Genomic DNA, 15,844 nt, shown 5'->3' with positions numbered 1-15,844 from the left:
ACACCGATTAACCCTTGATATTATTGAGTTTGTTCATTTCTATAAAAATAGGATTATTTTATAAATGGGTAGTTTGTATACAATAGGGGTACATAGGGTCAGGTTCCTTGTCCCATTTCCAACTATTTTTAGCAAAAAGGTTCTATTGCTTGATTTTATTTCCTGTGGTTCTTTTCGTTTACGCACCTGTTCTCGATACGTTTGCGAATTCCTTTTATTCGTCAACATGCGCTTCAAAAATGGAGCAACTTATTATTGGTAGCTAATATAAGAAGGGAAGGCATACTTTCTAAAAGAAAGAAAAAAAAGGCCTGCGACACCACAGGGCTTTTGTCTAAGAAGGGGAAAAATACGGGACGAGGAACCTGACCCCGTGTCCCCTTGACTTTCTATTTGTGTTCTGTTAATATTTCAATAATTTAATAAACGGATACTTTGTAACTATAAATCAAATTTAATAGATAACTCTTATCTCGAGTTGGCTGAGGGAATTGGCCCTATGACGCCCGGCAACCGCCCTTTAAGGGAATGGTGCTACTTCCAACAGGCAGAAGTGTCTGAAAGATAAGAGGGAGAAAACATCATGTATTTATGATTTCAACCCTCTTTCTTTTGGAAAGAGGGTTTTTCTTTGCACATGCACATTAGGAAAAGGTATAAAATTTTGCTCAAGAAAAAGATTTCACGTAGTAAAAATGTCCCAATCATAAGAAAAACTAGCCCATTCCTTAAAACACGAGGGAATGCTAATTTTTCTAAAAATAAAATGATTTGATTATACGAAAGGATGAGGCAATATGAATACGGTGATATTAGAAGGAGTTCGAACACCTTTTGGGAAGTGGAAAGGATTTTTATCAGGATTAGAAGCAAAGGAAATAGGAACTTTAGCTGTTAAAGAGTTAGTGCAACGAGTACCAGAGGCAAAAGAAGCAGATGGAGTTTTACTGGCACAGGTGCTTCAAGCGGGGCAAGGTCAAAATCCAGCCAGGAGAGTTGCGACAGATGCTGGTGTATCGCTTACTGTCCCTGCAAGTACATTGAACAATGTATGTTTAGCTGGATTAGCATCTGTATCTGACGCTGTCCGCCGTATTCATTTTGGTGAAGGCGAATTATACATTACGGGCGGATTTGATTCCATGACAAATGCCCCGTACACTGCTGCGATTCGAAAGGAACAGTCGATAGGACCGCTACAATTGACGGATACATTAAGTAACGACGGGTTATGGTGCTCATTAGCAGATAATTCGATGGGGGTATTAACTGATTTTAAAAATAAAGATTTTAAGATTGATAGACAGGAACAGGATCAATACGCACAATTATCGCAGGAACGAGCTGCTGCGGCACTTCAAAAAGGGATTCTGCAGGAAGAAATTGTTCCGATTACCCTGAATGGAAAGACGCTTTCTGGTGATGAAGGTATTCGCCCTAATTCAACGCAAGAAAAATTAGCGAAATTAAGACCAGCATTTATAGAAGGAGGTACCATTACAGCGGGAAATGCCTCGCAAATGACTGATGGCGCAAGCGTTGGTATTGTTTCATCCGAAAAGAAGGCGCTTGAGCTTGGTATAACACCGTTGGCACGCATTCTTGGATGGGTTGAAGTCGCAGGCCCTGATACGAGTTTACATACAAAGCCTGCCAAAGCAATTAAAGCAGTTTTAGAGAAAACAAACCTAACATTGGACGATATTGATCTTTTTGAAATCAATGAGGCTTTTGCAAGTGTCGTTATTGCAAGCTGCCGTGAGCTTGGCATTGACTATGAAAGGGTGAATGTCAATGGTGGCGCGATTGCGGTAGGTCATCCGCTTGGTGGAACGGGATTCCGACTTGCTTTAACTGTTGTTAAAGAACTGAAGCGTCGCGGCGGTGGAAAAGGGATTGCCTCCCTTTGCGGTGGCGGTGGTCAAGGAATGGCCCTTTTAATCGAAGTTCCAAAGAGCTAGTAGAACATCATTCACATGTAAATAAAATCAATATGGAAGATGTGCACTTCGTTTTTTTAACGAAGTGCACACAGTAATCCGATTATTCCCATGGGGAAAATATAAAATTACATCTGGAGGATGAAAATCATGCTATTAACGTACTTTCTACTGCTGGCCGTATTCTGGGCAGTTGGCTTACTGATATGGAAAAAATCGTATGTAACAAAAGAGAGAAAGGGGTCTAATAAATAATGCTTACCATAACAGGACCTTTATTTTGGACGATTATTATTCTATTAATTGGGTATTTTGGAGTCGTTGTTTGGATTGGAAGAAAGGGAAATCAACACAGTAAGTCGATGTCTGGCTTCGCAACGGCTCGTGGAAAAGTAAATCCTGTGATTGTTGGTGCAAGTTTTGCAGCTTCGTATGCAAGTGCCAATTTATTTATCGGTGTTCCAGGGCTTGCTTACGAATATGGTACATCAGTGCTTTGGTATACATTAGGGTGTTTCGGTGTTTCGTGGATTGGTTTACTTTTATTTGCTAAAAAGTTCTGGAGATACAGTAAAAAGTTTGGTGGGGTTTCCACATTGCCGGAATGGCTTGGAAGAAGATACAACAGCAAAACACTTCAAGTGCTTGTGGCAATATTAATTTTATTCAACGTGTATTATATTGTTGGTCAAAACGTAGGACTAGCGACTATCTTTGAATCCGTCTTAAACATCCCGTATTTCTGGGGCATTATCATTGGTGTATTTATCACGATTCTGTACATAGGACTTGGTGGTGCCTATGCACAACTTATCACAGACGGCGTTCAAGGGGTTTTGATGGCCATCACTTCTATCCTTATTTTAATTTCGTTATTTTGGACGATTGGCGGCGGCCTAAACGTATTTGGAGAGTTGTCAAGCAAGCTTGAGGCGGTAGATCCGAGTCTAACAGGTTTTCTATCCGTTGGAGGTCCATACGATACTCCACTAGCAATCATGGCCGTCCAATTTTTATTATTTAGCTTTGTGTTAATGCCACATCTATTAAATAAAGTATTGTCACTTGATAGTGAAGAGCAGCTTGCTCCATTTACATTATCAGCAGGTGTTATTTTATTTTTAATTTCAACGTTAATGGTTCTTGGCGGCTTAGCAGCACGGGTGATTGCGCCGTATTTAACAAGTGCGGATGCAGCGATTCCAGTTTATGTACTTGAATCATTCCCAACAATCATCGCGGCAATCATTGTTGTAGGACTGATCTCAGCCATTCTCTCCAGTACGGATAGTCTTTACCTAGGGGTGACGACAAGTATTGGAAACGATTTTTACAAAGTATTGGCACCAATTTTATCGAAAAAGCCGATTACTAAAAAGGTTTTAGATAGGAATGCGGTCAAAGTAGCAAAGGTGTCCTTAGTACTGGCGGGTTTAGCTACATTATATCTTTCCTTAGACCGTCCGGAATCGTTATCCATTTTAATTCAATTTAGTTTCTCAGCAATTATCTGCGGAATTATCGCTCCGGTTATATTAGGATACTTTTGGAAGAAGGCAAACGCTCCTGGTGCCATTGCTGCCTTAATTACTGGTACCGTACTGTATGTGATTTTTACAAACCAAAATATAATTGAAAATATTTATCTAGCCATGTTCTTTGCGTCTGTTTCCGCGTTTGTTGTAATGATAGTTACGTGCTTGGCAACGCAAAGTGCAACCACCAAACAGCAAGAATCTTTAACTATTTCTAAATAAGTAATAGAAGGTAATAGAATGAGGAGGAAAATGCAATGATAGAACAACAGACGAGAGAAATCGATAACCATATACTATGGCAACCTTCCGAACAGCGAGTGTCCAAATCAAATATAAAAAAGTTTTCAGAACAAGTAGGAATTCCAGTCCATCCCTATGAACGCCTGCATCGTTGGTCCATCGTAAAGCCAGAAGCGTTTTGGTCAGCGGTTTGGGATTTCGCTGGCATTATAGGAGAAAAGGGTGAAACTATCTTCGTTCCGGCAGAAGATGGCGGTATGTTGGGGGCAAAGTGGTTTCCAGAAGCAAGCTTAAATCTGGCAGAAAATCTATTACGTGGAAACGGTTCTCGCATTGCTGTTTATGAAGCTAATGAAGAAGGCATTCAACGGGCGGTGAAGATGGAAGATTTGCGCAGCTTGGTTGCAAAGGCACAAACAGGCTTACGTAAACTTGGCGTAAAAAAAGGAGATCGTGTCGCAGGGATTGTGAAGAATGACGTGCAATCACTAGTTGCACTCCTTGCGACAACTTCACTTGGTGCCGTTTGGAGCTCGTGTTCACCTGACTTTGGTGCTAAGGGAATTATCGATCGCATCGGTCAAGTCCAACCAAAAGTACTAATAGCTTCCCTTGATTATCAGTATAACGGAAAACCTTTTAATATCCGCGACAACGTGCAAGCGGTTATAAGGGAGTTGAAAGGCTTGTCTGCAGTTGTTAGTTTATCGGAAACACCTGGGCTGTCGGTGGAGTCTAGTGCTCAGTTGTCAACGTGGAGTGAACTGTTGGCAAATGATGTAGAGGTACCAACTTTCACCCGTGTTGCCTTTCATCATCCACTTTATATCTTATATACATCTGGAACAACAGGCATGCCAAAATGCATTGTACAATCTGTCGGTGGCGTATTGCTCCAGCATGTGAAAGAGCATCAGTTGCACTCAGATGTAAAGCAGGGTGATGTTTTATCATGGTATTCAAGTACGTCATGGATGATGTTCCCATGGCTTGTCTCTGGCCTGGCAAGTGATGCCGCTATTTTACTTTATGATGGTTCACCCATTCGGAAAGATCGCATCGGAATTCTATGGGAGATTGCCGAGGAGATTGGTATTACCCATTTTGGTACCAGTCCAAAATACCTTGCCTCATTGGAAAAATGTGGGTATCAAGTTGGTAAAAATCATAATTTGTCTACTCTAAAGGTAGTAATGACGACAGGTTCGCCACTCATTAGTGAACAATATGATTGGGTTTATAACACAATCAAGAAAGATGTCTTATTGGAATCCATTTCCGGTGGCACGGAAATTATGGGCTGCTTTTTCATGGGGACGCCAATCCACCCTGTTATTCGTGGGGAAATTACATGTAAGGCACTCGGTATGGCTGTTGATATTTTAGATGAACGAAGCGCTTCTGTCATTGGTAAAAAGGGTGAGTTAGTTTGCACGCAACCCTTCCCAAGCATGCCACTTACTTTTTGGGGCGAAGGTGGAGACGATCGTTATTACAACGCTTATTTTGCCAAGCATGAGGGCATCTGGACACACGGCGATTTAGTGGAACAAACAATAGAGGGTACATTCATTATTTATGGCCGAACGGATACGGTACTGAATCCAGGTGGAGTTCGAATTGGAACGGCGGAAATCTATCGTGTAGTGGAGCAAATTCCACAAATTAAAGACTCCATTGTGTTTGGCTTTCCAATTGAAAATGATGAAGAAATCGCATTGTGCATTGTTACAGAGAATGGCGAAGTGGATGTGGAACTAGCAGAACAAATCCGCCGTGATGTACGCAAAAAGGCATCACCACGCCATGTTCCACGCCACATTTATGCTGTAAAAGAAATTCCATATACGAATAACGGCAAAAAGGTAGAAGGAGCCGTTCGTTCCATTGTTCGCGGACAGGAGGTTAAAAACAAAGCCTCTTTAGTAAACCCAGAATGTCTGGAAGAATATAAAACATTGGCTGAAGAGATAAAATAAAGAGGGGACATAGGGTTGAGGTGACCCCGCCTCCCCCTTATAATGCGTCTTTCACCTTACTCATGATTTCATTCTCTCTTTGTTTTTTCTGGGCTTCATATGCTTCTTCCAATACATCGGCATGGGATGTACTATATCCGTTGGCCTGTAATTCTTGATGTACAGCATTTAAGATGGCCTGAAACGCTTGATCAGTGTTCCTTTCCAGACCTTCTGCAGCGGCCTTATACTTTTGATAGAAATAGCCCGCTGAAAGAGACTCCCCATTCGCCTTTTTCGTCTTATACTCGGAATAAGCCCGATTAACAAGACTATCAATCCTACCCATTGCCTGTGATTGTAAGCTCTCAAAAGAAGGGTTATATTTTTCTATGATAGATTCGGGGGTAACCTTGGTGAGTGGACTACTTTCCTTCTCTTGACTTGATCCTTGTTGTTTTTGCTGGGTATTCTCTTGATTCATAGCATGATTTTTATCCGATGAAGTAGAAGGGTCATTCTCATTTGTACTGTGGGATGAAGAAGAATCATCAGCTTCTGGATTCTGCGCATCGGGTGATTCCTTTTCCATCACAGGCTGCGTTCTCTCCTGCGTAGTTGTATCTGGTAGGATTATTTCATATTCACTATCTTTTATCTTTTCTAATTCTTCATCCTCCGCAATATCATACGTCCTTAGTTCTAAGTAATAATACACGAAGGCAGCACCACCTAGGATAACAACAAGCAGACTAATCAAAAGTATTTTTAAAGCCTTTTTCATTCCTTTCCTCCTTTCTGAGGAGACAGAGCGGGACAGAGGGTCAGGTTTCTTTTCCCATTTCCAACTATTTTAGGTTCCATTGCTCGATTTTTATTCGACAACATGCATTTTAAAAAATTGAGTAAATTGCTTTTGGTAGATTTTAATAAAAAAGAGCGTTAATCAAAGTCTGAGGCAACGCAAGCTTTATAAAATGACCGAAAAAGAAAGCCCTGTGACATCACAGGGCTTTTGTCTAAGGTTTCACGAGGAGCCTGTCCCCACATATCGGTTATTCAGCAATTGTAAAAACAAGGTCTCCATTTAGATTAATTTCTTTTCCATCTTTAGTTATTGTTGCATCATAGATAGCTTTTTTTGAATATCCGCTTTCAAGTTCTTTAAGTTGATCATAATTTCCACTTAATAACTCATTAGCAGCATCTAACACTTTTGTATGATTTAAGTTAATTTCATTGCCATCTATAGTGAAAGGAATAGTTGTCGAAATTATAAATCCCTCTTCATCACTTATAGAGAAAGTAATAGATCCTACTTCTTCTGTTTCATCTATAGTAAAAGCAACCGTCCCTGTTTCAACCCTATCAACTATATCGAATGTGATTTTTCCTTCTTCAATTCCATCTTGTGAACTTATAAATATACCTTCTCCTACTTCAATAACCTGACTAACTAATTTATCAATTGTAGCCGGTACACTAAGAGTTGTATTTATATGTGTCCTTGTACCGTCTTTATCAATTTCAATCTTTTCTACATTTTTAGTTTTCACATTTTGCACTACATCTTCCAAATCATCCAAGAATTCTTCTTTCACATCATCACCAGTAGATCCTCCATCATTGGATCCACCATTACCACCGGATCCGCCACTACTTCCTCTACTACCAGAAGAGGAATCCTTATAATCAGGGTTATCTTCCCCATCGACCTTTTCAATGTTTTCTTTCACATCGTCATAGTTTTCCACAACGTCTTCTACATCAGAGCCTTCTGGTAGAGTGATATCTTCTACTTTTGTTTCTTCTCCAATGTTCACTTTTGCTTCTTCATTCACTGTCTCTAGCTTTTTAATTTCTCCTGTTGTTTTGAGGTTTACCTTAGCCGTGTTTTTTACTTTCACAGTATCAATCGTAGCTTCACCAGTTAGCGTTGTTTCCGTTGTGCTGTCAATTTCCAATTCGGTTACCGTTGCATGGATTTCTACTTGTTCGGATCCGTTACGTAATGTCACTTTGGGAATAACGACATCTTCTGAGGCTGTAATACTTGCATTGGACTTGATGACTAAGCCAGTTAAACTAGTATTCCCCTTTGATTCTACGGAAACATTGTTCTTGCTAACTTCTACTTCATTTAATGTTGCATTTTCAAAGACAACTCTAGTCTTATCCTCTTCTGCAATTTGTGCCAAGGATTGAGCTTGCGCTTCTCCGTCCTCATCCGATATTGTCGTTTTGCCTTCAACAACTAGACCATCGGAGTAGAAGCTGTTTTCTACTTGATGACCGATTGCAACGTTACCTTCAATAGTTAGATTGTTTAGCGATACATAGTCAGCCGCTACTTTTACATCTCCATGAATTGTACCGCTTTGTCCATCTAATACGAGATGTCCAGCGAATTCGTCCCCATCGGCTTCCGCTTCACCTGCATTTGTAATTTCTAAGTATGTAATCTTGGTTATGGTGGAATTTTCAGACTCAAATGAGATCAAGGCATTCTCTAAGATTGCTTGATTACTAGCATTTAAAATGGATGTTAATTCCTCAGAAATGTGGTACGTTTCCCCATTGATTTCAACCGTTGAATTTGTAACATGATGAATCTCTGAAACAGCTTCCTCATCGACACCTAAGCTTCGATAAATAAAGGCTGCTACTTCTCCACGTGTAATAATATCCTCTGGTGCAAATTCTGTGTCTGATTTACCGTTCGTCACACCATTTTCTTTTAACGCTCCAACATAGCCCGCAAACCAATCGGAGGAAGAAACATCTTCAAAGGATGCACCTACACGAACATTTTCTTCAAAACCGAATGCTTTCGTAAAGAGGGATGCCATTTCAGAACGTGTAATGGTATCATTTGGTCTAAACTTATCTGTTGAACCATCCCCTTGAACGACGTCTGCCTCATGTAATGCTGCAATAGAATTGTAGTACCATTTTCCTTCCTCTACATCGGAAAAACCGGGATCATAGTTTGTATCATGGTCCAAATCTAATACTCTAGCTAGCATAACGGTTGCTTCAGCTCTGGTAATTTCCTTTGTAGAACCAATGGTACCATCTGGTAATCCTTTAATAACCCCTTCACTTACAAGATAGTTTAGTTCCTCGTAAAACATATCCCCCTTATTTAAATCTGGGAAACTAGTATCTGCAGCTTGTACCAACGCTGCATTTGGCGCTACCACTGCAGCAAACATAGCAGCTGAAACTGCCCCTGTAGCCACTATTTTTTTACCTCTTCCATTAAACTTTCTCAAATCAAAACCCCCAAGTCCATTTTTTCTAGGTAACCTTTCTTAATTTACAGTAATCCTATAAGTATAAATAACTACTTTCATTTTACTACATCACATCGAACCGTCAATGCTTTTGGAGGGAATTTTTGGTAAATGTGATACAGCGGAGCGATTCTTTTCCACCAGGGTCATTTCATCTTGCACCACATGCTGTGCGTCAGAAGAATCGACCCTACCGTCATGAAGAATCAACCCACTGCACGACTTTTCCTACAATCGAAATCCCTGAACCAATTCATTCAGTTCTTCTGCCAATCGTGCTAATTCATCTGCGCTTCCTGCCACCTCTTCCATCGAGCTTGATGTTTGTTGGGAAGAGGCAGAGGTTTGTTCAATACCTGCAGCGGATTGTTCCGAAACCGCCGCTATTTCCTGTATGGATCCAGTCATCTCTTGCCCATTCGCCGCTAAACTGGACATATTTTCTGTGATGGCATGGATATGTTGTACCACCTCTGTTATCGAATGTCGAATACTGTTAAATTTATCACGTGTTAGTCTAATTTCCTTCGTGCCTTGTTCCACTTCCTGATATCCATTATTTAACGATCCAGTGACCACATTGATTTCATGTTGTATCGTTTCCACAATATGCGAGATATTGGTTACCGAATAGCCAACCTGTTCCGCAAGTTTTCTTACTTCATCCGCTACCACGGCAAAACCTTTTCCATGCTCCCCTACTCTTGCTGCTTCAATGGCTGCGTTTAATGCCAGGAGATTGGTTTGATCCGCAATATCTTGAATGACCGTCACTAAATTAGAAATTTCCTTGGATCTTACATGTAGCCTATCGACTTTCTGTACAGCATCATGAACCAGTTGATCAATATGTTCCATTTGTTTCATAGAAGAATGGATCAGCTCCGTTCCTTCCTCCGTCATCGTTAGAACATGATTCGATTCGTCCTGAACATTTTCCCCATTCTCACTCGTTTCCCCAATCTTTTTCGCAAAGGTTGTCATCATGGAGGATAGCTCACTCGAATGATTGGCCTGTGATTCCGTTCCAGACGCCAATTCCTCCATTGTCGTAGAAATTTGTTCCGTACCAGACCGTACTTCATTGGCAGATTGTGTTAATTCTTCACTGTGTGAATATACGGTGGAAGAAACGTTTGAAATCTTTGTCATGACTTCTCGTAAATCCTGGTTCATATCATTGGCTGCAACAACAAGCTGACCAATCTCGTCTCTCGTTTTCAAATCTAGCGGTTCATGATGCAAGCTACCACTTGCAATCGCCTTTATTCGCTCCACAACTGTCCGGATTGGCTTACTAATAGATGACGCAGTAAACAGTGCAACGACTATTCCGAGAACCACAACAAGCACAGAAATGATAATCCCAAATAACATGGTAGATTCCCCGTTTTGCTGAATCGCTTCTCCCAATGTTTGGATGCTTGCTTCTCTTTCTTTGGCTATTTCACTAAACCCCTGAACTAATTCTTTCCCTAGAGACTGTACGCTCGTTTCCATAATCGTCCGTGCTTGGGCTTCGTCCCCATTATCAAGAGCCTTAAACGCCTCATCCGTCGCGGTTCCCCATTGAACCTTTTGATCAATCAACTGCCTTAATTCTTCAGAGTTGCTTATCTCCAGTGCCTGATTTTCTAAAGCAATACTCTCCTCCGTCCCTGCTTGAAAATCCGCTCGATATTGCTCATCCCCACTTAACAAGTACCCACGAATCAAGCTAGTACGATTTGCCATTTCCAGAGCAAGCCGCTCATCTGTGATAAGCAACGTAAGCTCTTTATCCATCATTATTTCTAAATCACGATTGGTCTGATTCATCGAGTAAATCGTAAATGTGCTTAATAAAATCGACAATACAATAACCATGGAAAACCCAAACAGAATCTTCCCCCGAACGCTTTTAAACCAAAAAAGTCTTCTCGCACGCTTCATGTTAGAACCCTTCCTTCATCTCAAATTCTGCCATAGCAGTAAAAGTTATGCAGGACTTTTACCCTATTTCTTTTATCGGATACACCACAAAAGATGTAAAGCAAAAAACGGAAGGGAATATTCAGTTATTGGTTCTTGAAGCAGAGAAGATGCAAAGGTGCGGCAAACCTGACTACAGTGGAACTGTCTCTCTTCTCTGGCAACTCCAAGGCACCGTAAAATAATAGATGAAGATGTTGTTCAAATGAATGAAAACTCAGCATTATTTTCAACTAAAAAACAAAACGCATCTAGATAAGTTATGATGAACTGTATCACAAGGAAATAGGTTTTGTATCGATAGAAATAGAATTTAGAGCTGAAAAAATGTGGCGGAGCACAATAGTTTGACCCAGATAAATGAACTACATATAATTAGGGTACTAATTAAATAAGTGATGGAGGACAAGGGTATGATTGAGGACGAAATCCGAATTCTTCTTGATAAAATATGCGCTCGAACACGACGTAACTACTCTGAATCTTTGCGTCAATATAACATTCATGTTGGTCAAGATCATGCACTTCGCCAACTTTGGATGGAAGAAGGCATGACACAGTTTGAGTTAAGTAAGCGCATGGGTTGTGAACCATCAACTACTACAAATATGATAAAAAAGCTCGAAGAATACGGGTTAATTTATCGCACGCGTGATAGCAAAGATAGGAGAGTGATCAGGGTTTATTTAACACCTGAAGGTAAAGCGTTACAGGAACCGGTTCAGGAAGTTTGGAGAATGCAGCAAGAAAAGATGTTGGAAGGGATCTTGCCTGAGGAACGCTTGTTGCTCCGTCGTCTTATGCAACAAATGCATGAAAATATTTCTTAATCTCAGGGTTTAACCCCCTTTTTTAAGAATATACTTAGTATACTAATGAATATAGAATAAAAATCCTATTGCAATATTGTTTAAAAGGAAGGCAATAGGCGATACGGAAAAATAATATAGAGGTGAACAAAGTGACAAAACATATACCATTGAACGTGCTTGATCTCGTCAGTATATCAGAAGGGCAAACGATAAGAGAAGCAATCGAACAATCTTTAGAAGCTGCTCAACTACTAGATAAGCTTGGTTTTAAGAGACTCTGGTATGCAGAGCACCATAACACGAAAAGTTTGGCATCCATGGCAACTTCCAACCTTATTGGACTGGCTGCAAAGATGACGGAAAGGATTCGTGTTGGTTCTGGCGGTATCATGCTGCCAAACCATTCTCCACTGCAGGTAGCTGAGAGTTTTGGCGCACTTGCCCAATTGTTTCCTGATCGGATTGATTTGGGCCTCGGACGGGCTCCAGGCACCGATGCGCAGGCAGCTCAGCTCCTAACTCGTTCCGGCAGTGATCCGCAATCATTTGCCAATTCGATTTTTAATCTGATGGGATGGTTCAGTGACGAGGGGGTGGCGCATAGTGTACCTGTAACCTCGAATGTCGGGACAGGCACAAATGTACCAATCTGGGTCTTGGGTTCAAGTATGAATGGCGCTTCAATCGCCGGTCAGCTGGGATTGCCTTATTCCATTGCCACCCATTTCACACCGGACAATTATCGAGAGAAAATTGACATCTATCGTTCGGCATTCAAAACGACAGCCCCAACGGCCCAAATAGAAGAACCTTATGTCATGGCTGGGATAAATGTGCTTGTTGCTCCAACCGATGAGGAGGCAGAGAGACTGTGGACCACGACACAGCAATATTTATTGGATATTCAAACAGGAAAACAGCGATTACTGCAGCCACCTGTAGACCCGGAAGAATTAGGAACGGAACAAGAAAGGGCAATGATCGAATCCATGTTCAGCATCAAAGCGGTCGGTTCTCCGGAAACAGTACGAAAGAAATTGGAAGAATTTACGGAACGCACTGGGGCCGATGAACTGATTGTTGTGACATACACCTACGATCCGGAAGACAGGAAGCGGTCGATGAAGATGCTTGCTGATTTATGGTTCTAAACCGTTTATTATAAATCCCGTGTTAATCGATGTGAAAGAATAAACATAGCAATTAAGAAGAACCCCTATTGCGCTAATCTTTTACGATAAAAATTACTTTCTAAGAAACTATTAAAACTACATTGAATTTTATGGAGGAAAATTTACATGGTAAACAATTTACAGGACTCGGTAACATTAAATAATGGAGTTAAAATGCCTTGGCTAGGTTTAGGCACAATGGAAAGAACGATAAGCAATAAAAGCATAGATGCTATTAAGTACGCCATCAAAATAGGTTATCGCGGCATTGATACAGCTTCTGCGTATGGAAATGAGGCAGACATCGGTCGGGCAATTAAGGAGTCGGGTGTGGCTCGTGAAGAACTCTTTGTGACGACAAAGGTATGGAATAAGACGCATAGCTCCGATTTCACGCTTACTTCTTTTGACGAGAGCATGAAAAAACTAGGACTGGATTATTTAGATTTATTTTTGATTCACTGGCCCGGCAAAGCAAGCGATGAAGAGCTACTGGATACTTGGAATGCATTGGAAAAGCTTTATAGAGACGGAATCGTTCGAGCAATTGGGGTAGCTAATTTCAATATCCCTCATTTGAAAGTGTTGATTGAAGGCAGTGAAATTAAACCTATGGTCAACCAAGTAGAACGGCATCCTCTATTAAATCAAAAAGAGTTGCACGCTTTTTGCATAGAAAACAATATTGTCCTTCAAGCCTGGAGCCCATTAATGCTAGGGAACTTGGACAATCCTTTACTAGTAGAGCTTAGTAAAAATTATAAAAAAACACCAGCTCAAATTATTCTCCGGTGGGATTTGCAACATGGAGTATCTGCGATTCCTAAATCCGTCACCCCTTCGCGTATAGAAGAAAATGCGAATATTTTTGATTTTGAGCTTTCAGAAGAAGATATGCAAAAAATCGATGCATTAAATAATGGACAGCGATTTGGCCCGGATCCAGATACATTTATACCTTAATTCTTATTTATACTTAAGGAAGGTGAAGCTTTGGCTGAGGAAGAAATCCAAGAACTTCTTGATAGAATATCAGCTCAAACGCGCCGAGAATGCAACCGTTTGTTACACGATGTAAACCTTCATATTGGACAGGATAATTTATTATACAAACAATGGACAAAGGATGGAGTTACACAAGTTGAGTTATGTGAGAAATTAAAGTGCGAACCTTCCATTGTTACAAACATGGAATAAGCCCTTGAACAAAAAGGATTTGTTTATCGCCAAAAAGATGGAAAAGCTAGAATTTATTTAACGGTTGAATGTTTAATTTGAAAGAGACAATCTACGAACGACCTAACAACAAGATAAATTATTAGACCTGAAGAGCGTTTATGATTGAGAAGCTCATGAAATAGATGGAGGGTACCATTTTTAAACCCTTCCTTCTTAATCATTTCATTTGCAAGCGAATTAAATGGAATAATAAATAGAGTAAAGGAGAGGTTGCATGGCAACTGAAAAACAATTGAGTAAAAAGAAAATTGGTGTTGGCATTATTGGTGCAAGCCCATTAAACCCTGATAGTTGGGCAGTCAACGCACATATTCCAGCTATTAAAGCATTACCAGAAGAGTATGAACTACGGGCAGTAAGTACGAGCCGTCGTGAATCAGCAGAAGCAGCTGAAAAGGAATTTGGAGTGCCAGCTTTTGATCATTATAAGGATTTAGTAAATCATCCTGACGTGGATTTAGTTGTTGTAACAGTAAGGGTTCCTTACCATCATGAACTAATCTCTGCTGCTCTGGATGCGGGTAAAATGGTATTTTCTGAATGGCCACTTGGTAACGGTCTAGAAGAAGCAAAAGATCTTGCTAAACGCGCTGAGCTAGCTGGTGTTCGCACTGCTGTAGGCTTACAGGCACGTTTTCAACCAGCTATTCGTTACGTGCGTGATTTAATTGCAGATGGTTATATTGGTGAGGTGCAAGGATCCATTCTAGTTGGATCAGGCATGGCTTGGGGAAATGTTACCGATCGTAACCATGCCTATTTATTTGATGCAGCAAACGGAGCGACACTACTATCTATTCCAATTTTTCATGCCTTAGATGCTTTATCTTACATGCTCGGTGATTTTTCAAGTGTTTCAGCTAACCTAGTATCCAACCAATCAGAAGTTCTGTTAATGGAGGAAAATGAGAGTATTCCTGTTACTTCTCCAAATCATGCTTCTATTATAGGTACAGTGAATAGTGGTGCAGCTATCTCTGTATTTTACCGAGGTGGTAGCTCTCGTGGAGAGAATATGCGTTGGGAAATTAACGGTACTAAGGGGGACTTGATTTTAACTGCTCCAATTGGACAAGTTCAGTTAACAGATTTAAAACTGGAAGGTGGCCGCGGGGAAGATACCGTGGTCAGCGAAATGACTATTCCCTCTGTTTATTATGATTTAGCTCAAGATGGACCAGTTGATGGATCAAGTAATTCAGGGGAACTATATGAGCAAGGTGTATCAAATAATACGAGAAGACTATATGCGCAATTTGCAAAGGATATTCGTGAAGGTACGAACCATACGCCTGATTTTGCCCATGCTCTCGTTCGCCATCAACTTCTCGACGCAATTGAAACATCTTCACGTACAGGAACAGCACAGAAATTAAACTAAGTGGGACATAGGGTCAGGTTCCTCGTCCCATTTCCAACTATTTTAAGCCAAAGCCAAAGGTTCTCCTTTGGCTTTTTTGATTTGCTCACTTGTTCTAGATACGTTTGCGAATTCTTTTATTCAACAGCATGCGCTTCAAAAATAGAGCAACTTGTTTTTGGTAGATTCTAATGAAAGGAAGGATTAATCAATAAAAGAAGGAAAGGCACACTTTCTTCATTACCGAAAACTAAGCCTCTATGCTACCACAGAGCTTTTATCTATGAAGGGGAAAATTGCGGGACGAGGNCGGGTTAA

Annotated in this window: 11 protein-coding genes and 1 riboswitch; of the genes, 8 read left to right on the top strand and 3 right to left on the bottom strand. The window is 40.6% G+C overall.

Going from position 1 to position 15,844, the window contains the following annotated elements; translation table 11 throughout:
• The first annotated feature begins 465 nt into the window (after positions 1-465).
• Positions 466-571, top strand: a riboswitch (SAM riboswitch).
• A gap of 226 nt (positions 572-797) precedes the next feature.
• The 3 genes from CAO17_RS20285 to CAO17_RS20275 all read left to right on the top strand — a co-directional run bounded on the left by CAO17_RS20285 (position 798) and on the right by CAO17_RS20275 (position 5,697).
• On the top strand, positions 798-1,961 hold the full coding sequence (locus tag CAO17_RS20285) for a thiolase family protein (RefSeq protein ID WP_085994267.1): 1,164 nt from the start codon (positions 798-800) through the stop codon (positions 1,959-1,961).
• A 233-nt stretch (positions 1,962-2,194) separates the two neighbouring features.
• Positions 2,195-3,697, top strand: a complete 1,503-nt coding sequence (locus CAO17_RS20280) for a sodium:solute symporter family protein (protein ID WP_085994266.1) — start codon at positions 2,195-2,197, stop codon at positions 3,695-3,697.
• Between the two features lie 35 nt (positions 3,698-3,732).
• Complete coding sequence (locus CAO17_RS20275; RefSeq protein WP_085994265.1) at positions 3,733-5,697, top strand: acetoacetate--CoA ligase; 1,965 nt, start codon at positions 3,733-3,735, stop codon at positions 5,695-5,697.
• A gap of 37 nt (positions 5,698-5,734) precedes the next feature.
• On the opposite strand, the gene CAO17_RS20270 is transcribed toward CAO17_RS20275, so the two are convergent.
• From CAO17_RS20270 to CAO17_RS20260, 3 genes are all read right to left on the bottom strand, one after another.
• Positions 5,735-6,460 carry a hypothetical protein gene (locus tag CAO17_RS20270; protein WP_085994264.1) on the bottom strand — a complete coding sequence of 242 codons (726 nt, stop codon included), beginning with the start codon at positions 6,458-6,460 and terminating at the stop codon, positions 5,735-5,737.
• 271 nt (positions 6,461-6,731) lie between these two features.
• The gene (locus CAO17_RS20265; protein ID WP_085994263.1) at positions 6,732-8,951 is read right to left on the bottom strand and encodes an S-layer homology domain-containing protein; all 2,220 of its coding nucleotides are present in this window, start codon (positions 8,949-8,951) and stop codon (positions 6,732-6,734) included.
• A gap of 249 nt (positions 8,952-9,200) precedes the next feature.
• On the bottom strand, positions 9,201-10,904 hold the full coding sequence (locus CAO17_RS20260; RefSeq protein WP_085994262.1) for a methyl-accepting chemotaxis protein: 1,704 nt from the start codon (positions 10,902-10,904) through the stop codon (positions 9,201-9,203).
• A gap of 452 nt (positions 10,905-11,356) precedes the next feature.
• Here CAO17_RS20260 and CAO17_RS20255 point away from each other — a divergent pair, with 452 nt between their 5' ends.
• The 5 genes from CAO17_RS20255 to CAO17_RS20235 all read left to right on the top strand — a co-directional run bounded on the left by CAO17_RS20255 (position 11,357) and on the right by CAO17_RS20235 (position 15,547).
• Positions 11,357-11,773: a MarR family winged helix-turn-helix transcriptional regulator gene (locus tag CAO17_RS20255; RefSeq protein ID WP_085994259.1), complete on the top strand. Its 417-nt coding sequence runs from the start codon at positions 11,357-11,359 to the stop codon at positions 11,771-11,773.
• 131 nt (positions 11,774-11,904) lie between these two features.
• Positions 11,905-12,906: an LLM class flavin-dependent oxidoreductase gene (locus CAO17_RS20250; RefSeq protein WP_085994258.1), complete on the top strand. Its 1,002-nt coding sequence runs from the start codon at positions 11,905-11,907 to the stop codon at positions 12,904-12,906.
• A gap of 147 nt (positions 12,907-13,053) precedes the next feature.
• Positions 13,054-13,890, top strand: a complete 837-nt coding sequence (locus CAO17_RS20245; RefSeq protein ID WP_085994257.1) for an aldo/keto reductase — start codon at positions 13,054-13,056, stop codon at positions 13,888-13,890.
• A gap of 30 nt (positions 13,891-13,920) precedes the next feature.
• Entirely contained in the window at positions 13,921-14,124 is a 204-nt protein-coding gene (locus CAO17_RS20240) for a hypothetical protein (RefSeq protein WP_085994256.1), read from the top strand.
• A gap of 256 nt (positions 14,125-14,380) precedes the next feature.
• On the top strand, positions 14,381-15,547 hold the full coding sequence (locus tag CAO17_RS20235; RefSeq protein ID WP_085992217.1) for a Gfo/Idh/MocA family protein: 1,167 nt from the start codon (positions 14,381-14,383) through the stop codon (positions 15,545-15,547).
• Positions 15,548-15,844: the final 297 nt, after the last annotated feature.

Source organism: Oceanobacillus senegalensis (assembly GCF_900176885.1).
In the GTDB taxonomy this organism is placed as follows: domain Bacteria; phylum Bacillota; class Bacilli; order Bacillales; family Amphibacillaceae; genus Oceanobacillus; species Oceanobacillus senegalensis.
The sequence above is the reverse complement of the archived record's forward strand: the minus strand, read 5'-3'. Positions and strand labels throughout refer to the sequence as shown.

Excerpts from the sequence above, each read along its gene's own strand:
- CAO17_RS20285 (WP_085994267.1), top strand. The coding sequence starts at position 798 with ATGAATACGGTGATATTAGAAGGAGTTCGAACACCTTTTGGGAAGTGG.
- CAO17_RS20280 (WP_085994266.1), top strand. The coding sequence starts at position 2,195 with ATGCTTACCATAACAGGACCTTTATTTTGGACGATTATTATTCTATTA.
- CAO17_RS20275 (WP_085994265.1), top strand. The coding sequence starts at position 3,733 with ATGATAGAACAACAGACGAGAGAAATCGATAACCATATACTATGGCAA.
- CAO17_RS20270 (WP_085994264.1), bottom strand. The coding sequence starts at position 6,460 with ATGAAAAAGGCTTTAAAAATACTTTTGATTAGTCTGCTTGTTGTTATC.
- CAO17_RS20260 (WP_085994262.1), bottom strand. The coding sequence starts at position 10,904 with ATGAAGCGTGCGAGAAGACTTTTTTGGTTTAAAAGCGTTCGGGGGAAG.
- CAO17_RS20255 (WP_085994259.1), top strand. The coding sequence starts at position 11,357 with ATGATTGAGGACGAAATCCGAATTCTTCTTGATAAAATATGCGCTCGA.
- CAO17_RS20245 (WP_085994257.1), top strand. The coding sequence starts at position 13,054 with ATGGTAAACAATTTACAGGACTCGGTAACATTAAATAATGGAGTTAAA.
- CAO17_RS20235 (WP_085992217.1), top strand. The coding sequence starts at position 14,381 with ATGGCAACTGAAAAACAATTGAGTAAAAAGAAAATTGGTGTTGGCATT.